The organism is Haemophilus haemolyticus (assembly GCF_003490935.1).
GTDB lineage: Bacteria > Pseudomonadota > Gammaproteobacteria > Enterobacterales > Pasteurellaceae > Haemophilus > Haemophilus haemolyticus_M.
On record NZ_QQGD01000003.1, the window covers coordinates 197836 to 221252 of the forward strand.

Genomic DNA, 23417 nt, shown 5'->3' on the forward strand with positions numbered 1-23417 from the left:
CATAAAAAGCCATTAATCGAGAAAATTAGGAATCCATTGAATATCTTGGGGCGTTTTGCCAAAGGCGATTAAATCAAAACGACAATCGGCATCTTCTAAACTCATATTTTGTTTCATTAGCCATAAATTTGCAGCATCCAACCATTTTTGTTGTTTTTGCCAATCTACACTTTCTATTGCCGAGCCAAAGGCATGATTAGAACGTTGGCGAACTTCAACAAAAACGATGGTTCCTTTGTCACTCATAATAAGATCAAGTTCACCACATTTGAAATTTTGATTAGCCGCAATAAATTTTAAGCCTTTTGATTCTAAAAAAAGGCGAGCTTGATGCTCAAAGCTCGCCCCTTGTTGACGTTTTAAAGAAAACATTAGTTTGCGACCGGTACAATTGCACCATCTTGATATTGATACCAAGTCATATCACGTTCAACATTACAATTTGTACCTGCACTTAAAACACCAGTTAAACCACTTAAGCGATATCCTGGCACTTGGCGCAATTCATTAAATTGATTGATGAGTAACCAAGCATCCGCACCCATTGCGTATAAACGCATTAATTGATATTCACCGCCAGTTGTTTTGGCGAGTTTTTGATATTGTGGTGAATTGGTTTCTTTAAAAAATGGAATATCACTAAATTGAACACCATTCATTTGAGCGACAAACTCAGGGTTGTTGCTTGCAGCATTGGAGCTTGAGCGTGAGCTTGCATAAATACGTAAATTTGGTGCGCTATTCGTTAAATAGCCTTTCATTTCAACTAACTCATCTGGATTGGCGACCACGTAAAGTGCGGTTGAATTTGAACCATTTTCTTGAAGGAAATAAGTGACATCCGCCGGTAAATTATAGTAACGAATATTCGCATCTGTGCCCGCTAATTGTTGCCAACGTACATTAAAGGCATTACCTACGCGTTGCCCTAAATCATTTTGCGGCATGGCAACCAGTGGACTACGAATTCCATCGTTCCACATTTTATTGGCTGCTGACTCTGCTTCATCTTCTGGTGAAAGTCCATAATAGCAAAGTTGACCAATTGCACGAGAATTTGGTGTGGAATTTAATGTAAGCACATCCATACCTTGAATTTGTGCAGGATCCGCTAAAATCACATCAAGATTTTGTTTTAGTAATGGACCCACTAAGGTTTTAATCCCCGCTTGTTTTGCTTGTGCAATGATATCTTGTACAGAATTCATTGAGGTATCAAATACTTGCACTGGAATGGTTGAGTTACCTTTCGCGTCGTTGAAACCCGATTGAATGGTTGTACCAAGAATTTGTCCGTCACCACTTAATGGCAATAGTAAACCAATTTGTGACACATTCGTTTGTTGGAAATTAAGCAATGTAAGCAATTCTTTTGGGAATAACGTTGCGGCTGCATGATTTGGGTAAGCATTTTTCCAACTTTGCAATGCTTGGCTTAATTGAACGGGTTGACGAATATAATCATTGTAGGTTTTGATTAAGTTTAACCAACCGCCTAAAGCCGCGTTGCCTTCATCTGAAGCATTATTGATTACACCAGTATTTGCTGAACGTAACAATGCCCAAGTTTTATCAACATTATCTTGGCGACGTTGTACATCCGTTAAATTCTCATCAATTTTTACCCGCGCTTTTACGGCTTCAATGATGTCTTTACGGTTTTCAGCAACAATAGCTAAGGTTTCGTAATAACGAGATTTTTGTGACGGACTTAATTTATTTAAATCCAATGTACGTAATTGATTTTGCGCGACGTCATTGGCATTTTTTGCAGCAGAAATTCTCGCTTCAATTAATGCACGATCTAATTTTTGCGCATCATTTAATTCACCTAACTCACTTAATAACGCTTCTGATTGTTCAACTTTATTTTCACTGATTAACACGCGAGCTGCGAGCAATTTATAGGTTTGTTGATCTTCAAGTTCTTGTGCTTGTCCTAATTTATTCATATAAAATTCAGAACTTGCATTCGCATCTTGTTGTAAAGTTTGCGTAAAACTGCTGCCAAGTAGGTTTGAACAGCCAGCTAAGGCCATTGACAATAAAATTGGCATTAAACGTTTTTTAAAACGTCCGCCTTGTAATAGAATAGACATTCTTGCTCCATCATAAACAGACAATAGTTGTGGCAGATCTTACTTATCTCATAACTTAAAAGCAAACAAAAATGACTGATTTAACCGGAATTTTATACATTGTTGCCACACCGATTGGCAATTTACAGGATATTACCCAGCGTGCTTTAGATACTTTTGCTCAAGTGGATTTAATTGCAGCAGAAGATACCCGTCATAGTGGCCTTTTATTAAGCCATTACGGTATCAAAAAGCCCTTTTTTGCTTTGCATGATCACAATGAACAAGAAAAAGCCCATATTTTGGTGGAAAAACTCAAGCAAGGTAGCCATATTGCTTTGATTTCTGATGCGGGGACGCCATTAATTAGTGATCCTGGTTTTCATTTAGTGCGCCAATGCCGTGAGGCAAACATTCGTGTTGTTCCTTTACCAGGAGCCTGTGCGGCAATTACCGCACTTTGCGCATCGGGGATTGCTTCTGATAGATTTTGTTTTGAAGGCTTTTTACCTGCGAAAAGTAAAGCGCGCAAAGATAAATTAGAAAATATCGCAGAAGAAGACCGCACTTTGATTTTTTATGAATCCACTCACCGTATTTTAGATACGCTAGAAGATATGCAATCGGTGTTAGGGGAAGAACGATATATTGTGTTAGCCCGTGAAATTACTAAAACTTGGGAAACGATTACGGGTAATACGATTAAAAATTTACGAGAATGGCTTTTAGAAGATCCCAATCGTACAAAAGGCGAGATGGTTTTGATTGTTGAAGGCAAACCAAAGTCTGACAATAACGATGAAATTTCTCCACAAGCGGTGAAAGCGCTTGAATTAATTGCAGAGGAATTACCGCTAAAAAAAGCGGCTGCTATTGTTGCTGAGTTGTATGGTTATAAGAAGAATGCTTTGTATCAATTTGGATTAGCGCATTTGGAAAAATAACCTTAAAATTAACCGCACTTTATTCATCCAATTTTAATCTGTGCTGTTGCACCAAACGGACACAAGTTCTTACAAGATATTTACTTTTAGACTGGAAAAAATATGTTAAACCAAGTTTCAAATACACTACTGACACCAAGTAATCTTTCAACTAAAGCATTGCTCAATATTTTCGACATGATGTCGCATCGCAATATTGACTATGCTGATTTGTATTTTCAACTTAGCCAAGATGAAAGTTGGGTATTGGAAGATGGCATTATAAAAGAAGGCGGTTTTCATATTGATCGTGGTGTTGGCGTGCGGGCAGTTTCTGGTGAGAAAACAGGCTTTGCTTATGCCGATCAAATTAATCTTGCTTCTTTGCAGCAATGTGCGGAGGCGGTAAAGGGAATTGCGCAAGTAAAACAGGGGAATTTGATTTCGCCATCCGCTTTTAATGTTGTAAATCCTATTGCTCGTTATGCAGCGATTAATCCTTTGGAAAGTTTGACTAAAGAGAAAAAAATTGAGCTATTACATTTAGTTGATCGTACAGCACGAGCGGAAGACCATCGCGTAACCCGCGTATCAGCAAGTCTTAGTTCTGTTTATGAAGAAGTATTAGTCATGGCGACGGATGGTACGCTAGCCGCAGATATTCGTCCTTTAGTTCGCTTATCTATTTCTGTGTTAGTAGAGGAAAATGGCAAACGTGAACGAGGCAGTTGTGGTTCTGGTGGGCGTTTCGGTTTAGATTGGTTCTTTGAAGTGATTGATGGCGATATTAGAGCAGTACTTTTTGCTAAAGAAGCGGTTCGTCAAGCCTTAGTAAACCTTAGTGCAGTTGCAGCACCAGCAGGATTAATGCCAGTGGTATTAGGCGCAGGTTGGCCAGGCGTGTTGTTACACGAGGCGGTAGGGCATGGTTTAGAAGGGGATTTTAACCGTAAAGAAAGTTCGCTTTTCACAGGCAAGATTGGCGAGCAAGTGACTTCACCGTTATGTACGATTGTGGATGATGGCACGATTGAGAATCGTCGAGGTTCATTAACTATTGATGATGAAGGTGTGCCAAGCCAGTGCAATGTACTCATCAAAGAAGGGATTTTGCAAGGTTACATGCAAGATAAAATGAATGCCCGTTTGATGGGTGTGGCTCCAACGGGAAATGGACGACGTGAGTCTTATGCCCATTTACCAATGCCTAGAATGACTAACACCTATATGCTTGCAGGACAAAGTCAGTTTGATGATTTGATTGCTTCTGTAGAACAGGGGATTTATGCACCGCACTTTGGTGGTGGTCAAGTGGATATTACGTCTGGTAAATTTGTATTTTCCACTTCAGAAGCTTATTTAATTGAAAAAGGAAAAATTACGAAACCAGTTAAGGGCGCAACTTTAATTGGCAGTGGCATTGAAGTGATGCAAAAGATTTCTATGGTTGCAGATAAATCAGAACTTGATTTAGGTATCGGGGTTTGTGGCAAAGAGGGGCAAAGTGTGCCAGTCGGCGTTGGACAGCCCGCACTAAAAATTGATGAAATTACTGTTGGTGGTACAAATTAAACCAAAATTGTGCAAAAGATCACAAAAATCCCATTAAAATTGGATTTTTACTGGCAATCTTATTCAAATTTTGATAGTCTCAGGCAGGACTTTATTTTATATCTTTTAATTATTTTAAATTATGTTAAAAAGAATTTTAGTTATTATTGGTTTAGCGACACTCGCAACCGCTTGTTCTAATGGCCCACGAACGGCAAATCATCAGGCTATTTCTGAAAGTGATGATGCTCAATTAACGGGTTTGATTAGTAGTTTAGAAAAAGGTAATCGTTCAGGGATTTTCCATAAAGTGAGAACAAACCGTTCATCAGCTTTAATGGGGGATAAGGCTTTAGCTGGTGTGTATAATGAATGGGTGGGAACCGCTTATCGTATGGGCGGTACAACCAAACGTGGTATTGATTGTTCTGCATTTATGCAAACGACTTTTTCTGAAGCATTTGGCATTGAGTTGCCGCGTTCTACTGCTGAACAACGTTATTTAGGTAAACAAATTAGTAAATCAGAGTTGAAAAAAGGCGATTTAGTATTCTTCCGTAAAAATAACCATGTTGGTGTTTATATTGGTAACAACCAATTTATGCATGCAAGTACAGGGCAAGGTGTGACGATAAGTTCCCTTGATGAAGAATACTGGGCTAGAACTTACACTCAATCGCGCCGTATCATGTAATGAAAAAGAAAACCGAACATTAAGTTCGGTTTTTTTGATCAGCTTATGATAAAAATCTCCTCTTTTAATCGAGGAGATTTTTATTATTCTTCTTTAAATTCTTCCATCATTTCTTGTGCTTTTTTCACCATATCCTCTGAACCAACAAATAGTGGAACACGTTCATGAAGTGCGGTTGGTTCGATATCTAAAATTCGACGATAACCATCTGTTGCGACACCGCCCGCTTGCTCCGCTAAAAATGCAATTGGATTGCCTTCATATAATAAACGAAGTTTTCCATTTGGATAGTTGGTTGCACTTGGGTAAATATAAATGCCGCCTTTTAATAAGTTGCGGTGGAAGTCTGCTACAAGTGAACCAATATAGCGAGAGGCGTAAGGACGATGAGTCGCGTTATCTTCTTCTTGGCAATATTTAATATATTTTTTCACCCCTTGTGGGAATTTGAGGTATTGTCCTTCATTGATGGAATAAATGCGGCCAGTTTTTGGCATTTGCATATTTTCGTGTGATAGACAGAATGTACCGATTGATGGATCATAAGTAAATCCATTAACCCCATTACCAGTGGTATATACCAACATAGTTGATGAACCGTAAACAATATAACCTGCGGCAACTTGTTTATTCCCTGGTTGTAAGAAATCTTCTAAGGTGACAGGTGTGCCAATTGGAGATACGCGACGGTAAATGGAGAAAATTGTACCGACGGATACGTTTACATCAATATTTGAAGAACCATCAAGGGGATCCGTTAAAATAATGTATTTTGCATTGCGTCCACGTTCTGTATCAAATGCGATAAAACTTTCTTCTTCTTCAGATGCAAAACCAGCCACTTCTTCACGCGCCATTAATGCCGCTTTCATCGTGTTATGGGCGAATAAATCAAGTTTCATCTGACTTTCGCCTTGTACGTTTTCAACACCTGATTGACCGAGAATATTTGTTAATCCCGCTTTATTAATATCTCGGTGAATAATTTTCGCTAAAAGACGAATTGATGACAAAATACCACTCAATTCCCCTTTTGCATTTGGGTATTCTGCTTGGCGTTCAACGATAAATTCACTCAATGTTTTCATAATTTTCCTTTTAGTTTTTCATAATACGTTGATTAATTATAGGGAATTTGGAGTGTAAACTCTAATGATAGATTATCAGAATGAGATCTTTATCACAAAAATGTCACATTTATTGCTGTAATTTTTGGAAGCTATCACTTATTTGTTAACAAATTCTGGAGCGATTTTGTGAATTTGCGCTCCAAATAAACTTGAGCTACCATAACCGCACTTTATTAAGCCAAAAGGTAAAAAATGAAAATCGCATTAGGCATTGAGTATAACGGACAAAATTATTATGGTTGGCAGAGACAAGAAAAAGTCCGTAGTGTACAAGAAGAATTAGAAAAGGCGCTTTCTTGTATTGCGAATGAAAAAATTGAAATATTTTGTGCTGGCAGAACGGATTCTGGTGTGAGTGGAACGGGGCAGGTTGTTCATTTTGAAACGAATTCGGTTCGTCCAGAGAAGGCTTGGGCTTTTGGTACGAATGCTCATTTACCTGATGACATTGCAGTGAGTTGGGCAAAACAAGTCGATGATGAATTCCATGCGAGATTTTCCGCAACAGCACGCCGTTACCGCTATATTCTTTATTGTAATAAATTACGCTCTGCGATTTTAGCGGGAGGAATGACCCATTGTCATTTAGATTTAGATGCCGAAAAAATGCATCAGGCTGGGCAATGTTTATTAGGGGAGCATGATTTTTCCTCTTTCCGCGCTGCACAATGTCAATCTCATACGCCTTGGCGTAATGTGCATCATTTGAATGTGTCTCGTATCGGAAAATATATTATTGTTGATATTCAGGCAAATGCTTTTGTGCATCATATGGTTCGCAATATTGTGGGAAGTTTGATTGAGGTCGGTGCGGGAAATCAGCCGATTGAATGGATGCAATGGCTACTTGAGCAGAAAAATCGTCAGCTTGCCGCACCAACAGCAAAACCCGATGGATTGTATTTGGTGGATGTGATTTATCCACAAAAGTTTGATATTCCTAAATGCCCAATTGGTCCTTTATTTTTAGAGGATGGTTTATTAAATCGTACATTGAAATAAAGCGTAATTTCATGTTTTAAATCACCATATCTGAAAATATTCTTCATAAAAAAAGACCGCACTTTAAAAGTGCGGTCAATCTTAAGTGAATTTTATATTAATTTTGATATTCCATAATTTACTAAAAATCCACCAACCACTAGCCATAAATAAATCAGTATCCCTAAAATCAGCGGTTCTACTCCCGCTTTCTTGATTGAGCTTGCTTGCGTAGTTAAGCCAAGCGCAGCCATCGCTGAAATTAATAAGAAAGAATCGATTTCAACTAATAATTTCACGAGTTCTTTTGGTAATAAATCAAAAGAATTAAAAATGGCAACGCCAATAAAAAGTACAGCAAACCAAGGAATTGTAATTTTGTGTGATGTATTTTCTGATACTCCATTACTACGTGTTAATAACCAAGAAAGCATTAATAAAAATGGTGCAAGCATCATCACTCGGATCATTTTTGTAATGACGGCGGTATTCGCCACGATAGGATCAATATTTCCCCCAATCGCATAAACTTGAGCCACTTCATGCACGCTAGAACCAACATAAATACCGAATTGATGAGCATTAATTAAATCTTGTGACCAAGTGTAGAAAAATGGATAAGTAAAAATAGAAAGCGTCCCGAAAATGACCACTACGGCAATCGCCACTGAAACTTTATGAGATTCTGCTTTGGTAACAGGCTCTGCCGCCATAACCGCTGCCGCACCACAAATACTACATCCAGCCCCAGTGAGATAAACCAAGTGTTTATCCATTTTTAGATAACGAATGCCCAAAAGTGCGGTAAGAAAAAAGGTTGAAATCAGCATGATTGCATCAGTGACAACAGCATTTAAGCCAACATCGGCGATATCGCCAAAGGTGAGGCGAAAACCATACAGCACAATGCCAGTGCGAAGAAGAGGACCTTTCGCAAATAACACACCGTTTTCCACTTGTGTAGAAAATTGAGGATAAATGGTATTGCCGATTGCCATTCCCAGCAAAATGGCAATAATTAAGGCACTGATATGATAGTGATGAGAAAAGTCGGTACTCCCTAAGTAGCTAGCAAGTACAGCGATAATCGCGATAAATATAAGTCCGAAATAAAAGGGACGAGTATTCATTTTTTATTTCCTTAGTTAGTATGAGTTTCCTTTACCCAGGCACTTTCATCCAAAATTTTTCCAAAATAACTTTCCACTAAACGGCCAGTTACATCTGTTTGTGGATCGGTAAATAGCATTTTAGGCGTACCGCTCTTTATCATTTTCCCTTTATCCATCACGATTACGGTGTCTGCAATATGTTTAATCACACCGAGGTCTTGGCCTACATAAATGTAAGAGATACCTAAACGTTGCTGCAAATCAAGGGTTAAATTGAGTAGTTGAATGCGCACTGAAGCATCCAGATTGCCAAGTGCATCATCTATAATAATTATTTCAGGTTCTAAAATCAGCGCGCGTGCCAAAGCGACACGCTGTTTTTGGCTGATAGAAAGATTTTTGATTTTTAGATTAGTGTAATCAGGGTAAAGCCCTACAAGTAACAGTGTTTCAAAGATTTTCTGATTGCGACGTTCTTCATCCCAATCTGTTGCTAAACGTAGCGGAGCATCTAATGCCTCACCGATATTTAAGCGAGGATTAAACGCTGAATTCGCATCTTGGAACACCATTCGAATATGTTGCGCGCGGTATTGAAAATCCTCGAATTGCAATTCATGATCGTTAAATAAAATTCTGCCAGAAGTGGGCTGAGTAATGCCCGCGATCATTTTTACTAACGTTGATTTCCCCGAACCATTTTTGCCGATAATTGCTAAGGTTTGTTGGCGCTCAAGAGAAAAACTTACATTTTCTACCGCATTAAAGTCACTCGTACCAAATAAACGCTTGCGGCCTTTGAAGGTTTTAGTCAAATCTTCTACTTGTAATAACGGCATTATTCATTTCCTTTGCTTGCAAGTGTTAATGGCGCACTCATTGCTTTTTCTTTGAAGGTTTTCTCGCGTAAATTAATTGGATAATGGCAAGAAAATTCATGTTGTTTTATTTTGAATCGAGTTGGTTTTTCAATACATTTTTTCTGTGCAAAAGGACAACGAGGGCCAAGACGGCAACCAATAGGCATTTGTTCTAAAATTGGCACGGTACCTTCTAAGGTACTTAGTTTAGTTTTAAATCCCAAAGGCTGCGTAAAATCAGGCATGGCATTAATTAATGCTTGCGTGTAAGGATGATGAGGACTTTCAAGCAATATTTGCGTTGGGCCTGATTCCGTATTTTGCCCGCAATAGAGTACAGAAATCTGATCGCACCATTCACTAATACTTCTGATGTCATTACTAGCCAATAAAACGGTTGTGCCTTGGTTTTGGTTCATACTAGAAAGTAATCGAAATACCTGTAATGCTGTTGTTGCTTCTAGTGCATTAGTCGGCTCATCGGCAATCAGCAAGCGGGGCTGATTTGCCACTGCGATAGCAATCATGACTTTTTGTCCTTCGCCTTCCGTTAATTCATTAGGATAGCTTGCCATGATATCTTTGTGTTCTTTTATCCCTACACGATGCAATAATTCAATGGCACGGCGTTTTTTCCAACCAAACCATTGCCACCATTTTCCTTTAAATGTCCAATTCGGGATATTTTGGATTAATTGTTTACCAATTTTCCGACTTGGATCAAGACAAGAAAGGGGATCTTGGAAAATCATGGATATTTCTTTGCCGACCAGTTTTCGGCGTTTATTGGGACTGAGTTTTAGTAACTCTACATCATGAAAGCGAAAGCGATCTGCGGTAATAATCCAGTTTTCTTTGATGGCATTACAAATTACTTTGGCGATTAAACTTTTACCAGAACCTGATTCGCCAACAAGCCCACAAATTTCCCCTTCATTGATCGATAAGTTTACACCGTCCACAATCTTAACGAGGCCGTTTGAGGTTTGTATTTCGATATTTAGGTTACGGATGTCTAGTAGTGCCATAAATTATTCGTAATATTGGTTGATAGCTTTAGTTAAGCCATTGCTAAAAATAATGCTTAATAAAATGGTAAAAATAATTGCAAAGCCTGGGAGTAATACCGTCCAAGGTGCAAGATAGAGTAGTTCTAAAGAATCTCGAATCATAGCGCCCCATTCTGGGGTTGGTCGTTGTGCGCCAAGGGAAATAAAACTCAAGGCGCTAATATCCAATATGGCGACAACAAATGCTCGTGCAATTTCTTGAACATAGATTACGGTGATATTAGGCAAAATGGTACTTTTTAATAATTTCCAGTTAGAAATGCCCTCAAGTTTTAACATGAGGACGTAATCTTTTTTCAATTCTTGTTGAATTGCTCGATAAATTGCATGGATGAAATAGGGCAATATCGCTAAAAGTGTTGCGAACATTGCATTCAATAAACTCGGTTCCATCAGTGTGGAAATCACGATAGCAATGAGCAAAATAGGGAGCGATAAAAAGGCATCAAAAATATGGCCGACAAAACGCGCTTTTAAGCCCTTCAACATACCAGCAACAATGCCAAGGGTTCCACCAATTAAGGCAACTGCAAGTACGACTAGCAATGATGACCCAATAGTGTAACTTGTGCCCATAATTAGTCGGCTTAGCACATCACGGCCTAAATCATCAGTACCAAAGAAAAAAGCAATTTGCCCTTTTTCTACCCAAGATGGCGGCATTAATTCTTGCCCAACAAACTGCATATTATGAGCATAAGGTGCGATCCAACTGCTGAAAAGTGCGGTTAGAATTAACAACGTTAATAAATAAAAGCTGAATAACGCAATGGTATTTTTGCGAAATAGTAGCCATATTTGGAATATTGAGGTATTTTCTCGAAATTCTTCAGGTTCTTTATCTTGCATACCAACCTTTCTTTTTAAATGGATCGAGCACGAAAGTAAGCGCTTTAATGAATGTGTCGATCAAAATAATGCAAACGCCAATGACAACTACACCCGCTGAAATACTATTGTAATCTTGTTGCGTTACGGCATCGATCAGCCAGCGACCAATTCCAGGCCAACCTAAAGCCGTTTCTACCAACATACATTGAGTTAATACTAGGGTAAACACGCGCGGTACTTGTGGAATAAGCAAAGGAAACGTATTACGGAATACATATTGATGGAGAATTTTCCATTTTGACCACCCCCGTGTTGTGGCAACTTTGGCAAAATTTTGGTTCAAAACATATTCTGCGCGTTGTTGAATAATTCGGATAATTTCCATTGTTGGCAAAATGCAAAGTACCAGTGTCGGTAAGGCTAAATGTTGCAAAACATTTTGTACAATTTTGGTACGATAAGGCACATCTATAAACCAAACATCAATGACTGGGAAACCAGTAATCGGTTTTATTTCATAGAGTAAATTGTATTGCCCAATAGATGCAATTTCCCAATGATTTACCGCTGCGACATAAAGCAAAATCGGCGCGAGCCAAAATATTGGGATCGACAAACCAACATAAGATAAACTTTTTAAGCTCTTTGCAAAAATATGTTGAGAATTTACCGCACTTATAATGCCAAGTGGCACGCCGAGAATGAATGCCAATAAAAGTGCGGTAAAACAAAGCTCTAATGTGGGTGGAAGTACCGTTAGAATTAGATCTATCAGAGATTTTCCACCGTTATAAGTAATCCCAAAATCACCATGTAATAAGGTGCTTAAATAATTAAAATAACTGGTGTAAATATTGTGCGTGACGAGATCAGCATTAAGCGGATCTCGTAATAAAATCACGAAACTTAGCAAAGATAACACGAGCAGGAGCAACGTTACCCAAAGGGTATGGCGAATAACAGACCACAACATTAGGGTTTCTCCTTGTGTAAGCGTAAGTCAGAAAAGTTAAGACTACCAAAAGGTGTCATTTCCACGCCTTTTACTTGGCTATTTGCCACCAAAATGCGTTTTACATTCGCGATAGGGATAATTGGCAATTCCTGTAGAATTAGTTCTTGAGCATCATTATAAGCACGCGCCCGTTCAGATAAATTAGATGTGGCAATCGCGCGATCCATTAAATTATTAAATTCTTCGTTACACCAGTTAGATAAATTTGTGATTTCATTTTGCGTATTACAGCTCAATATAGGGCGCATAAATCCGTCAGGATCAAGATTTCCTGCTAACCATCCCGCTAAAATTAAATCGTAATTTTCTGATTTATTGCGAAGTTGCTCACTCAAAAATGTGCGTGTTACTGTCCGCACTTTCACTTTCACGCCCACTTGCTCCAAATCGGATTTAATCATTTCCGCCATTTTAAAAGGGGCTGGGTTATACATTTGTTCTTCATTAATCACCCATAAATTGAGCGAAAGATGTTTATTTTCTAATTTTTTCTCCGCGACTTTTGGACTGTAATCAAAGTCAAATTCTGGCGTGTTTACGCTAGAAGCCCAAGATACTTCAGGAATAATGTTATTCGCCACTGTCGCAGTATTGTGATAGATGTTGTGAATAATGCGTGCGCGGTTCAAACTTTGTGAAATGGCTTCTCGAATACTACGATCCTGCATCAATGGTTTTTCAAAATTGAAAGCAAGATATGCCAAATTCATTCCGTCAGTGGATTGCATATAGTAGTGCTTATCATCGCTCTTTAATAAGCCAATTTGGCTCACTTCAGGATAAGAGGCTATTTGACATTCATTATTGAAAAATTTGACGAGTCGCCCATTTCTATCGGTAGATAAATCTACGATAATATTTTCAATTTTTGCTTCTTTTTTCCAATAGTTTTCATTACGCACTAAGCGAACATATTGGTTATACACATAATCCTTTACTTGATAAGGCCCAGTGCCCACGGGGTGAGTATCTAATTGAGTGAGATTATCGTCAGCACTTAATTGATAGGCATATTCTTGTGAAAAAATAATGGCATATTGGCTGGCAAGATGCGACAAGATCGATGAATCTGGTTCAAACAATTCAATTTTCACTTGGTAAGGCGAAAGTGCGGTCACTGATTTAATTTTTTCATTAAGCTTAATGCTATCAAAATAAGGAAAGCGAACTTTTCTTGCTTGCTCGTGAAACACTTTATATTGTGGGTTTTTATAGGTAATTGCTGTTTCTGCTAAGGTTGGCAAGTAAGTATCATGACCCAACACACGATTAATTGAAAACACCACATCTTCCGCATTAAAATCGCGTGTTGGGGTAAACCATGGCGTTTGGTGAAATTTAACACCACGACGCAAATTGATTAATATTTCTTTTCCATCAGGTGAAATAGTATAAGACTGAGCAAGAACAGGCGTAACATTCGCGCTATGGTTTTTTATTTCAAAAAGTTTGTTATAAATTTGCTCTGTTACGACATTCATACTTGTGCCAGCGTCAGCAGTTTGAGGATTAAAAGAAAATCCAGAGGCATTAGTACAATAAGTTAGTCCGTTTTCTGTTAGGTGTTCTGGTACGCGTGGAGCCGCTTGAAGTTGGGTGTTCAAGCCAATACCAAATAGAAAACAGAAAAACGTAAGATTTTTGCGTAACATAACAAATGCATTGTGATAAATTATGTGCCAAATTGTAAGGCATATTAGTAAAAATGGCTAGGATATTGAATGTTTAATAGGGTTCAAAACGAAATCAATCAAATCATTAATCGTGGTTTTGACCGCACTTTGCGCTTGGCGGTGACGGGGTTAAGTCGGAGTGGAAAAACGGCGTTTATTACAAGTTTAATCAATCAACTTCTCTCCATTAATCAAAATTCATCACAGCATTTGCCATTATTTGAAGCGGCTAGAAATGGTGCGATCTTGGCGGTGAAACGAGTATCTCAACAAGATCTTAGCGTGCCACGTTTTGATTATGAAAGTAATTTAAATGATTTGTCACAAAATCCGCCTCAATGGTTTCAGTCTACTCGTGGTGTGAGTGAAACACGTTTAGCAATTCGTTTTCAACGTCAATCTGGCTTGCTACGCCATTTAAAAGAACGCGGCACGCTTTATCTGGATATTTTTGATTATCCGGGTGAATGGCTGCTTGATTTGCCGCTGTTAAATCTAGATTTTCAACAATGGTCACAAGAGCAAATCAAGGTTACCACTGGCATTCGAGAAGAATTGGCGCAGAATTGGCTTTCCGTGTTGCTGAATTTGGATTTAAGTGCGGTCGCAAATGAAGATGTTTTAGCTAAGATAGCGAAAAGTTATACGGATTATTTACACCAATGTAAGTCGCAAGGCATGCAATTTATTCAGCCTGGGCGATTTGTATTGCCAAGTGATTTAGAGGGGGCGCCCGCATTACAATTTTTTCCATTAATTCATCTTTCGGAAGAGCAGTGGCAAACCTTGAAAAAAACTGCCAAATCGAATAGCTATTTTGCCGTGCTGACAAAACGTTATGATTATTATCGCAATAAAATTGTGAAAGGTTTTTACGAAAATTATTTTTCTACCTTTGATCGTCAAGTTATTTTGGTGGATTGTTTAACTCCTTTAAATCACAGTCAGCAAGCCTTTTTAGATATGAAAATGGGGTTAAACCAGTTATTTAATAATTTCCATTATGGCAGCAGAAATTTTCTTCATCGTTTGTTTTCTCCACGAATTGATCGATTAATGTTTGTTGCGACCAAGGCGGATCATATTACTCGGGATCAAATTCCTAATTTAGTGAGTTTAATGCGCCAAATTGTGCAAGAGGGGGGGCGACATGTGGAATTTGAAGGAATCGATACGGAATACACTGCCATTGCGGCTGTTCGTACCACAAAGCAAGTGATTGTGAATCAGCAAGGAAAAGAAATGAAAGCAATTCAAGGGATTCGCTCTATTGATAAACAACCGATTACGCTTTATCCAGGAACGGTGCCAAGTAAATTACCAAGAACAGAATTTTGGCAAAAACAACCGCACTTTGATTTCGATAGTTTTGAACCTCAGCCTTTAGAACAAGGGGAGAGTATTCCTCATTTGAGGATGGATGCAGTTTTACAATTTTTATTAAGTGATCGATTTGAATAAAAAAGTGCGGAAAATTTTCCGCACTTTTTTCATCTTTCTAGCCCGTATTGCGCATCCCAGCCGCGATACCTGTAATGGTAATCATCAATGCTTGTTCCACATCGGGATTGACTTGCTCTGGATTTTCACGGAAACGGTGAAGCAATTCCACTTGCAGTAGATTGAGTGGATCCGTGTAGATATTACGCAATGCAATTGAATCTGCAATCCAAGGTAAATCAGACATCAGTTCACTTTGGTGAGAAAGTGAAAGCACAGTTTGAATATCATCTTTAAGTTGCTTACGTAAATTTTCGCCTAAATACCAAAGTTCTTTTTTCACTAATCGTTGATCATATTGTTGGGAAAGCCAGGTATCTGATTTACTAAAGACCATTTCCAACATACCAATTCGAGTTGAAAAGAATGGCCAGTTTTCGCACATTTCATGAATGATATCGCCTTTGCCTTGTTCAATAATCTGACGGATAGAGGCACCTGCACCTAACCAAGCGGGTAGCATTAAGCGATTTTGCATCCACGCAAAAATCCAAGGAATGGCACGTAAACTTTCCACGCCGCCATTTGGGTTGCGTTTTGCAGGGCGAGAACCAAGTGGCAATTTGGAGAGTTCCTGTTCTGGCGTCGCACTGCGGAAATAAGGAACGAAATCTTTATCACCACGAACCACGCCACGATAAATGTCGCAAGAGATAGTGGAAAGCTCGTCCATTATAGTGCGCCATTCTGGTTTCGGTTCTGGTGGCGGTAAAAGATTTGCTTCTAAAATGGCGCTGGCGTAGAGATCAAAGGTTTCTACCGCTACAGCTGGTAAACCCAGTTTAAAACGAATCATTTCGCCTTGTTCTGTCACACGTAAACCATTTTTTAGTGAACGAGGCGGTTGAGAAAGTAATGCCGCATGTGCTGGCGCACCCCCACGACCAATGGTGCCACCACGTCCGTGGAATAAAGTGAGTTCAATGCCAAGTTTTTCTGTTAAATTCACTAAGGCTTCTTGTGCACGGTATTGCGCCCAAGAGGCAGCCATCATTCCAGCATCTTTTGCCGAATCCGAATAGCCAATCATCACCATTTGACGATTATTGATAACACCACGATACCAACCCACATTGAAAAGTTGAGTCATCACTTTTTCAGCTGCATCTAAATCGTCTAAGGTTTCAAATAGCGGCACAACAGGAATATGATATGGCACGCCTGCTTCTTTTAAGAGCAAATGAACGGCTAAAACATCAGAGGCACTGCGTGCCATCGAAATAACATAACACGCAATGACACCTTGTTTTTGTTGAGCAATGACTTTGCAAGTATCTAAAATTTCTTTGGTTTCAGGCGATGGCGTCCAGTTTTGCGGAATTAATGGACGGCGTGAGCTTAATTCGCGAATTAAGAAAGCCTGTTTATCGTCTTCTGTCCATTGAGAGTAATCGCCTAAACCAATATAGCGCGTGATTTCAGCAATGGCATCGGTGTGACGTGTGCTTTCTTGGCGAATATCCATTTGAGAAAGCGTTACGCCAAAACAACTAATACGGTGCAAAATATTCAACAATGAACCATTGGCAATAATGCGCATACCGCATTGGATTAAAGATTGATAACAATCGTAAAGCGGCTCCCAAAGTTGATTATCTTCTAAAATAATCTCGCTTTCGGATACGCGCGGTGTGCGATCTGATAGATGATCATCAAAATAAGCTAATGTTGCCGTAAGCTGATTGCGTAAATTTTTCACCACGAAGCGATAGGGTTCTAAATGCTCGCCGTATTTAGCACGAAATTCATCACTACATTTCACCATTGAAAGTTCATCGGCTAATTTACTGATGTCTTGTAAGAATAAATCCGCCGCTTTCCAACGGGCAAAATAAAGCACTTTTTTGGTGATTTGTGCGGTGACAAATGGGTTTCCATCACGGTCGCCACCCATCCAAGAGGAAATACGCACTGGTTTTAATCCCACCGGCAAATCGTAACCTAAAAATTCACGGGCGGTTTCGTTGAGTTGGCGTAAAAATTCTGGCACAGCTTGCCATAAGCTGTTTTCTAACATCGCAAAGCCCCATTTAGCCTCATCAAATGGTGTTGGACGAACAGTACGAATTTCGTTGGTATGCCATGCTTCTGCGATTAAGCGAAGCAATAGACGCTCGATAATATTACGTTCTTTTTCAGTTAAATCATGATGTTCTAGCTTGCTTAAACATTTATTGATTTCAATGTGTTTATGAATGAGTGAACGACGTGTTGTTTCTGTTGGATGTGCGGTCAAAACAAGCTCAATTAATAATTTTTCGACGGTTTTATGCACGTCTTCCACTGAGGCATTTTGTTCTTTTAAGCGTTTGAAAAGTTCGCTTAAGGATTGAGAAGAACTTTGTGCTAGAGAATGTTCACGCGAAATTGTTTGATATTGTTCAGCTATATTAGTGAGGTTTAAAAATTGGCTGAAAGCACGTGCGACAGGAATAATATTTTCATTAGAAATACTACCGAGTGTATCGAGCAATTCTTGTCTTGCTTTATCATCACCAGCACGAGAATTACGAGAAAGTTTACGAATGTTTTCGATTAACTCAAGAATATCGGCGCCTTGGGCATCATTGATTGTTTCTCCGAGAAAACGCCCTAACATACTAATGCTATTGCGCAGAGTGCGGTACTCTTGTGTCATATGAACTCCTAAAAGTAAAAAATAAAATTCGTAAGTTGGCGATAGATATAGCTAAAAACGGAAGATTGGGCAAATGCTATTCATAGAAACATTGAAAATAATCAAGAAAAGCTAAAAAATAGATAAAAAAGAACCGCACTTTTTATGGATTGTCTAAAAAGTGCGGTTTATTTTTAATAAGTTTTATAAAATTGATTTAACAGATTTTCGAATAATAAGCTCAGGGCCAATGTCAATACGGCTATATTGCTGAACGCCTTGATCTTTTTGACTGATTCGTTCTAATAAAATATTCACAGCCTGTCTGCCTAATCGTAGCTTCGATTGGTGAATGGTGGTTAATGGTGGTGCATAGAAACGTGAAGCATGGATATCATCATAGCCGATAATAGACATATCATCTGGCACGCGTAACCCTTTTTCTGTCAGTGCAGAAATTGCACCAAGCGCCATCACATCGTTACAACAGAATAGGGCGGTTGGTAATTCCTCTTGAGCCAGTAAACGATTCATACATTCATAACCATCTTCAGGCTCAAATGCACCTTCCAGTACCCAAGATGGATTGATTGTTAATTTAGCTTCTTCCATTGCTTTTACAAAGCCTTCATAACGAGTTCTTGCAGTAGTTTTATTGAGTTCACCGCAGATAATACCGATTTTTTTATGACCGCAATCAATGAGGTGTTTGGTTGCTAAATAACCCCCATCAAAACTATGATCATAAATAATATCTGTATTGGCATTTGGGCCCCAATCCATCACAACCATTGGAATACTGGAAAATGACGAAAGCAAATCCAATGAGTCTTGCGTATATTCAGAACACATCACCAGCAAACCATCTACACGTTTTTTTGTTAGCATTTCTAGATGGTTTTTTACTTTTTCAGAATCATTTTGTGTATTACATAAGAAAAGAGAATAACCTTGACGATAACAATGTTCTTCGACGGAATGAATGATTTCAGCAAAGTAGGGGGCTTCACTAGTGGTGACAATCATGCCGATCGATTTGGTTGTATTCACTTTTAAACTTCTTGCAACAGCACTTGGTGAATAATTTAATTGTTTAATTGCAAGTAATACAGATTCTTCTGTTTCTTTTGCAACAAAACGCGTTTTATTTATTACATGTGATACTGTCGTGGTAGATACGCCAGCCATTTTTGCGACATCTTTAATTGTTGCCATACATTGACCCCTAGAAAATTTTTCCTATTATAAAGGTTTATAGAATATTTCGTTACTTTTATTATAATTTTTTTGTAAAAGAGATGATTTTTTCTAATAAATATTGCTAGAATGTACGCAAATTTTTTATTTAGGAGAAAAAGATGAGTGATTTTGGTTACGCCATGATAATGGTTGTTTTTAGTATGACTGTTGTTGTAGGGCTAGCACTATCAATTTTTTAATTGTGTTTATTTTATGAATTACCGCGCTTTGTTAGAAAACAAAGGGCGGTATTTTTTTAGGTTTTTGCTTGAGACACAAAAGTATGGTAAAAATAATAACGTTTTATTCATTAACTAATAGGAATTATCATGTCAAATTTACAACAAATTATTGAAGTTGCATTTGAGAAACGTGCAGAAATTACACCAAAAACCGTTGATGCAGAAACGCATGCGGCAATTGAGGAAGTGATCGAAGGATTAGATTCGGGTAAATACCGTGTTGCAGAAAAAATTGATGGCGAGTGGGTAACACATCAATGGTTAAAAAAAGCTGTTTTACTTTCATTCCGTATTAATGACAACCAAATCATTGACGGCGCAGAAACAAAATATTACGACAAAGTGGCATTAAAATTTGCGGATTACACCGAAGAACGTTTTGCTCAAGAAGGTTTCCGTGTTGTGCCTTCTGCAACGGTGCGTAAAGGTGCATACATTTCTAAAAACTGCGTATTAATGCCATCTTATGTAAATATTGGTGCTTACGTTGGCGAAGGCACCATGGTAGATACTTGGGCAACGGTAGGTTCATGTGCACAAATTGGTAAAAACGTTCACTTATCTGGTGGTGTAGGCATCGGCGGCGTATTAGAACCATTACAAGCTAACCCAACTATTATCGGCGATAACTGCTTTATCGGTGCACGTTCAGAAGTGGTAGAAGGCGTTATTGTAGAAGATGGCTGTGTTATTTCAATGGGCGTATTCATCGGTCAATCAACCAAAATTTATGATCGTGAAACCGGTGAAATTCACTACGGCCGTGTACCAGCAGGTTCTGTAGTGGTATCTGGTAGCCTTCCGTCAAAATGTGGAAAATACAGCCTATATTGCGCCGTAATCGTGAAAAAAGTGGATGCAAAAACTTTAGGTAAAGTCGGCATCAACGAATTATTACGTTCTATTGAAGAATAGTAAAAAAATCATAAAAAAGACCGCACTTTTAAAGTGCGGTCTGAAAATCAAAAGAAATTAAGCTGCGAACGGATCACATAAAATCATGGTTTCTACACGATCAGGGCCTGTTGAAAGAATATCAATTGGTACGCCAGTTACTTCTTCAATACGTTTAATATAGTTAATGCAGTTTTGTGGTAATTTATTTACATCTGTGACGCGGAAAGTATTTTCTTTCCAACCAGGCAATGTTTCATAAATTGGTTCTACACCTTCCCAGTCTTTCGCTGCTAATGGTGCATATTCAACGATTTCGCCATTTGGCATTTTGTATGCGACACAGATTTTTACTTCATCAAAACCATCTAATACGTCTAATTTGGTCATGCAGAAGCCAGAAATAGAGTTAAGTTGGATTGCACGACGAATGGCGACGGCATCGAACCAACCACAACGACGTGGACGGCCTGTTACTGCGCCAAATTCATTACCTTTACGCGCAATTTCAGCACCCACATCATCAAATAATTCCGTTGTGAATGGGCCTCCACCTACACGAGTACAGTAAGCTTTGATGATACCAAGTACATAATCAAGATTACGCGGGCCAAAACCAGAACCTGTTGCAACACCACCAGCCGTTGTGTTTGAGCTGGTTACATACGGATAAGTACCGTGGTCGATATCTAACATGGTACCTTGCGCACCTTCAAATAAAATGTGCTCACCATTTTTGCGCGCTGTATCAAGAATTGTAGTGATATCTGCCACCATGCCCGTGATCACATCGGCAATTGCCATTACATCATCTAAGATTTTTTGATAATCGACAGGTTCAACTTTGTAGTAGTTCACCAATTGGAAATTATAGTATTCAAGGATATTTTTGAGTTTTTCGGCAAAGGCTTCTTTATTGAATAAATCGCCTACGCGTAAACCACGACGAGCCACTTTATCTTCATAAGCTGGGCCAATACCACGACCCGTTGTGCCAATAGCTTTTTTGCCGAGAGTTGCTTCACGGGCGTGATCCATCGCCACATGATAAGGCAAGATTAAAGGACAAGCTTCAGAAATTAATAAACGTTCACGAACTTTAATACCTCGGCTTTCAAGTTCGCCCATTTCTTTCATTAATGCTTCAGGTGAAACCACAACGCCATTACCAATTAAGCAAGTTACGTTTGGATGTAACATACCAGATGGAATTAAACGTAATACGGTTTTTTCTCCATTGATGATAAGTGTATGGCCTGCGTTGTGACCGCCTTGGTAACGAACTACGTATTTTACGCGATCCGTTAGAAGATCGACGATTTTCCCTTTACCTTCATCGCCCCATTGAGCGCCTAAGATAACAACACTTTTTCCCATAATTTCCGCCTTTTATTCGGTTAAATTAGTCAAATAAACAGTCGCTTACTTTACTCTTTTTCAGCTTTAATCTCAATGATATAAAAGAAAAAGTGCGGTGATTTTTCACCGCACTTTAGGCTTTCTACTTTATTCAAATAAAGATTTGTGTAATGAACGAACGACTTCGTCAGCATGTTCACTTTGCACGAGCATACAAATATTGTTGGTGCTTGCGCCATAACTAATCATGCGCACGTTGTAAGATTGAAGCGTATCAAAAATACGTTTTGCGACACCAGAAGCGATATGTAAGTCGTTACCGATTAATGCAACTAATGACAATCCAGTATCTACTTTTACTGAACAATATTGACGGAGTTCATCTAATAATTCAGCTGAAAGTAATTCCGCCCCTGAAGATGCAGAGCCTGTTTTATCTAAGGTTAGTGCAACGCTCACTTCTGATGTGGTGATAGTATCCACTGAAATTTTGTATTTAGCCAAAATATTAAATACATTCGCTAAGAAACCTTGCGCATGTAGCATACTTAAGCTAGAAAGAGTAAGTAAAGTTTGATCTCGGCGTAATGCAATTGCACGGAAAGTTGGACGAGGTTGAGGATCGCGAGTAACCCAAGTTCCGCCCGCTTCAGGTGCTTTACTTGAACCCACATAAACGGGGATATTGCTGCGAACTGCGGGGAGTAATGTGGCTGGGTGTAGCACTTTTGCGCCAAAGGTTGCCATTTCAGCGGCTTCAGCAAAGCTCATTGTATCGATGCGTTGTGCAGCAGGAACAATGCGTGGATCGGTTGTGTAAATACCGGCGACATCAGTCCAAATTAAAACGTCTTTTGCATTTAATACTTCGGCTAACAAAGCAGCAGAGTAGTCGCTACCGCCACGGCCTAATGTGGTTGTTTTACCGCTTGGTTCACGACCGATAAAACCTTGTGTAATGACTAATTCGCCTCGGTCTATTAATGGTTTTAAAATGCTATCGCTGTTTAATTGGGTTTGTTCATCATTCGGTGCGGCTTTACCAAAATGGTTATTGGTTGCAACAATTGTACGTACATCAACCCAAGTGCCCGATGCGTTTTGTTCACGTAAAATCTCAATAAAGATTTGAGTTGACATCATTTCACCGTGGCTGATGAGTTCATCGGTTAATGCGGGAGAGGTTGCAAGACTAGCTGCTTCAGAAAGTGCGGTAATATTTTCAAGATATTTTTCAATAATTGGACGAACATGGCTGTCGTCTTTTAATTCATTCAAAATATTCTCTTGAATTTGACGGATTTCACCGATTAATTTTTCACGTTCTGTCGCTTCTACACCATTTGCTAAAGCGACTAATAAATTCGTCACCCCAGCTGATGCAGAAAGCACGACTACGCGTGTATTGGGATCGGCTATCACAATTTTTGCACAAGCCGTCATCGCTGCATGATTGGCTACAGATGTTCCGCCAAATTTGGCGACAGAGAGATGGGACATAAGGTACTCCTTGATGTTGTGTTTTTAGAATAATGAACATTAGAAATAACGATTTAGGCATTTTTTGTCAAATAAATTTTAATTAAAAATAAATAGATGAGCGAGTAAAAGAGAAATAGCGATTAAAGTGCTAAAAAAGCCAATATGA

The 23417-nt window shown here is 38.9% G+C and carries 19 protein-coding genes; 6 read left to right on the top strand and 13 right to left on the bottom strand.

Annotated elements, in window-relative coordinates; all coding sequences use genetic code 11:
- Window positions 1-12: 12 nt before the first annotated feature.
- Window positions 13-372 (bottom strand): YraN family protein, encoded by a 360-nt coding sequence (locus DV417_RS05080; RefSeq protein WP_046939213.1) that lies wholly within the window; start codon window positions 370-372, stop codon window positions 13-15.
- A complete protein-coding gene (locus DV417_RS05085; protein WP_118878945.1) occupies window positions 372-2099 on the bottom strand; it encodes a penicillin-binding protein activator in 1728 nt (575 codons plus the stop codon). Before DV417_RS05085 ends, DV417_RS05080 begins: the two co-directional genes overlap by 1 nt.
- 71 nt (window positions 2100-2170) lie before the next feature.
- Here DV417_RS05085 and rsmI point away from each other — a divergent pair, with 71 nt between their 5' ends.
- The 3 genes from rsmI to DV417_RS05100 all read left to right on the top strand — a co-directional run bounded on the left by rsmI (window position 2171) and on the right by DV417_RS05100 (window position 5246).
- Window positions 2171-3022 (top strand): 16S rRNA (cytidine(1402)-2'-O)-methyltransferase, encoded by an 852-nt coding sequence (rsmI, locus tag DV417_RS05090; RefSeq protein WP_118878947.1) that lies wholly within the window; start codon window positions 2171-2173, stop codon window positions 3020-3022.
- A 102-nt stretch (window positions 3023-3124) separates the two neighbouring features.
- A complete protein-coding gene (gene tldD, locus DV417_RS05095) occupies window positions 3125-4573 on the top strand; it encodes a metalloprotease TldD (protein ID WP_114891807.1) in 1449 nt (482 codons plus the stop codon).
- A gap of 121 nt (window positions 4574-4694) precedes the next feature.
- Entirely contained in the window at window positions 4695-5246 is a 552-nt protein-coding gene (locus DV417_RS05100) for an NlpC/P60 family protein (protein WP_065246734.1), read from the top strand.
- A gap of 83 nt (window positions 5247-5329) precedes the next feature.
- On the opposite strand, the gene fbp is transcribed toward DV417_RS05100, so the two are convergent.
- The gene (gene fbp / locus DV417_RS05105) at window positions 5330-6334 is read right to left on the bottom strand and encodes a class 1 fructose-bisphosphatase (RefSeq protein WP_118878949.1); all 1005 of its coding nucleotides are present in this window, start codon (window positions 6332-6334) and stop codon (window positions 5330-5332) included.
- Window positions 6335-6568: 234 nt separating this feature from the next.
- Between fbp and truA the strand changes: the two genes are divergently transcribed.
- Entirely contained in the window at window positions 6569-7378 is an 810-nt protein-coding gene (gene truA / locus DV417_RS05110) for a tRNA pseudouridine(38-40) synthase TruA (protein WP_118878951.1), read from the top strand.
- 92 nt (window positions 7379-7470) lie between these two features.
- On the opposite strand, the gene DV417_RS05115 is transcribed toward truA, so the two are convergent.
- From DV417_RS05115 to DV417_RS05140, 6 genes are read right to left on the bottom strand one after another with little or no spacing between them, the layout of a single operon-like run.
- Window positions 7471-8487, bottom strand: coding sequence for a YeiH family protein (locus tag DV417_RS05115; protein ID WP_118878953.1), 1017 nt, complete (start codon window positions 8485-8487; stop codon window positions 7471-7473).
- 11 nt (window positions 8488-8498) lie between these two features.
- Window positions 8499-9308 (bottom strand): peptide ABC transporter ATP-binding protein, encoded by an 810-nt coding sequence (locus DV417_RS05120; protein ID WP_118808421.1) that lies wholly within the window; start codon window positions 9306-9308, stop codon window positions 8499-8501.
- Window positions 9308-10357 (bottom strand): peptide ABC transporter ATP-binding protein, encoded by a 1050-nt coding sequence (locus DV417_RS05125; RefSeq protein WP_118878955.1) that lies wholly within the window; start codon window positions 10355-10357, stop codon window positions 9308-9310. Before DV417_RS05125 ends, DV417_RS05120 begins: the two co-directional genes overlap by 1 nt.
- 3 nt (window positions 10358-10360) lie before the next feature.
- Window positions 10361-11248, bottom strand: a complete 888-nt coding sequence (locus DV417_RS05130) for an ABC transporter permease subunit (RefSeq protein ID WP_118808423.1) — start codon at window positions 11246-11248, stop codon at window positions 10361-10363.
- Window positions 11238-12203 (bottom strand): ABC transporter permease, encoded by a 966-nt coding sequence (locus tag DV417_RS05135; protein WP_005637081.1) that lies wholly within the window; start codon window positions 12201-12203, stop codon window positions 11238-11240. The genes DV417_RS05130 and DV417_RS05135 overlap by 11 nt, the downstream gene beginning before the upstream one ends.
- Entirely contained in the window at window positions 12203-13897 is a 1695-nt protein-coding gene (locus DV417_RS05140; RefSeq protein ID WP_118878957.1) for an ABC transporter substrate-binding protein, read from the bottom strand. Before DV417_RS05140 ends, DV417_RS05135 begins: the two co-directional genes overlap by 1 nt.
- Before the next feature lie 69 nt (window positions 13898-13966).
- Between DV417_RS05140 and DV417_RS05145 the strand changes: the two genes are divergently transcribed.
- Entirely contained in the window at window positions 13967-15379 is a 1413-nt protein-coding gene (locus DV417_RS05145; RefSeq protein WP_118878959.1) for a YcjX family GTP-binding protein, read from the top strand.
- 37 nt (window positions 15380-15416) lie between these two features.
- Here DV417_RS05145 and ppc read toward each other — a convergent pair whose 3' ends face one another.
- Window positions 15417-18056, bottom strand: coding sequence for a phosphoenolpyruvate carboxylase (ppc, locus tag DV417_RS05150; RefSeq protein ID WP_118878961.1), 2640 nt, complete (start codon window positions 18054-18056; stop codon window positions 15417-15419).
- 183 nt (window positions 18057-18239) lie between these two features.
- Entirely contained in the window at window positions 18240-19250 is a 1011-nt protein-coding gene (gene purR / locus DV417_RS05155; RefSeq protein WP_118878963.1) for an HTH-type transcriptional repressor PurR, read from the bottom strand.
- A gap of 353 nt (window positions 19251-19603) precedes the next feature.
- Here purR and dapD point away from each other — a divergent pair, with 353 nt between their 5' ends.
- Window positions 19604-20431 (top strand): 2,3,4,5-tetrahydropyridine-2,6-dicarboxylate N-succinyltransferase, encoded by an 828-nt coding sequence (dapD, locus tag DV417_RS05160; RefSeq protein WP_118878965.1) that lies wholly within the window; start codon window positions 19604-19606, stop codon window positions 20429-20431.
- A 57-nt stretch (window positions 20432-20488) separates the two neighbouring features.
- Here dapD and purA read toward each other — a convergent pair whose 3' ends face one another.
- Together purA and lysC are read right to left on the bottom strand one after the other, a co-directional pair.
- The gene (purA, locus tag DV417_RS05165; protein ID WP_118878967.1) at window positions 20489-21787 is read right to left on the bottom strand and encodes an adenylosuccinate synthase; all 1299 of its coding nucleotides are present in this window, start codon (window positions 21785-21787) and stop codon (window positions 20489-20491) included.
- A gap of 129 nt (window positions 21788-21916) precedes the next feature.
- Window positions 21917-23269: a lysine-sensitive aspartokinase 3 gene (gene lysC, locus DV417_RS05170; protein ID WP_118878969.1), complete on the bottom strand. Its 1353-nt coding sequence runs from the start codon at window positions 23267-23269 to the stop codon at window positions 21917-21919.
- Between the last annotated feature and the right edge of the window lie 148 nt (window positions 23270-23417).

Coding starts and splice junctions, on each gene's coding strand:
- ppc (WP_118878961.1), bottom strand. CDS start 18,056: ATGACACAAGAGTACCGCACTCTGCGCAATAGCATTAGTATGTTAGGG.
- rsmI (WP_118878947.1), top strand. CDS start 2,171: ATGACTGATTTAACCGGAATTTTATACATTGTTGCCACACCGATTGGC.
- purR (WP_118878963.1), bottom strand. CDS start 19,250: ATGGCAACAATTAAAGATGTCGCAAAAATGGCTGGCGTATCTACCACG.
- DV417_RS05100 (WP_065246734.1), top strand. CDS start 4,695: ATGTTAAAAAGAATTTTAGTTATTATTGGTTTAGCGACACTCGCAACC.
- DV417_RS05120 (WP_118808421.1), bottom strand. CDS start 9,308: ATGCCGTTATTACAAGTAGAAGATTTGACTAAAACCTTCAAAGGCCGC.
- purA (WP_118878967.1), bottom strand. CDS start 21,787: ATGGGAAAAAGTGTTGTTATCTTAGGCGCTCAATGGGGCGATGAAGGT.
- fbp (WP_118878949.1), bottom strand. CDS start 6,334: ATGAAAACATTGAGTGAATTTATCGTTGAACGCCAAGCAGAATACCCA.
- DV417_RS05080 (WP_046939213.1), bottom strand. CDS start 372: ATGTTTTCTTTAAAACGTCAACAAGGGGCGAGCTTTGAGCATCAAGCT.
- DV417_RS05085 (WP_118878945.1), bottom strand. CDS start 2,099: ATGTCTATTCTATTACAAGGCGGACGTTTTAAAAAACGTTTAATGCCA.
- lysC (WP_118878969.1), bottom strand. CDS start 23,269: ATGTCCCATCTCTCTGTCGCCAAATTTGGCGGAACATCTGTAGCCAAT.
- DV417_RS05140 (WP_118878957.1), bottom strand. CDS start 13,897: ATGTTACGCAAAAATCTTACGTTTTTCTGTTTTCTATTTGGTATTGGC.
- dapD (WP_118878965.1), top strand. CDS start 19,604: ATGTCAAATTTACAACAAATTATTGAAGTTGCATTTGAGAAACGTGCA.
- tldD (WP_114891807.1), top strand. CDS start 3,125: ATGTTAAACCAAGTTTCAAATACACTACTGACACCAAGTAATCTTTCA.
- truA (WP_118878951.1), top strand. CDS start 6,569: ATGAAAATCGCATTAGGCATTGAGTATAACGGACAAAATTATTATGGT.
- DV417_RS05115 (WP_118878953.1), bottom strand. CDS start 8,487: ATGAATACTCGTCCCTTTTATTTCGGACTTATATTTATCGCGATTATC.
- DV417_RS05125 (WP_118878955.1), bottom strand. CDS start 10,357: ATGGCACTACTAGACATCCGTAACCTAAATATCGAAATACAAACCTCA.
- DV417_RS05130 (WP_118808423.1), bottom strand. CDS start 11,248: ATGCAAGATAAAGAACCTGAAGAATTTCGAGAAAATACCTCAATATTC.
- DV417_RS05145 (WP_118878959.1), top strand. CDS start 13,967: ATGTTTAATAGGGTTCAAAACGAAATCAATCAAATCATTAATCGTGGT.
- DV417_RS05135 (WP_005637081.1), bottom strand. CDS start 12,203: ATGTTGTGGTCTGTTATTCGCCATACCCTTTGGGTAACGTTGCTCCTG.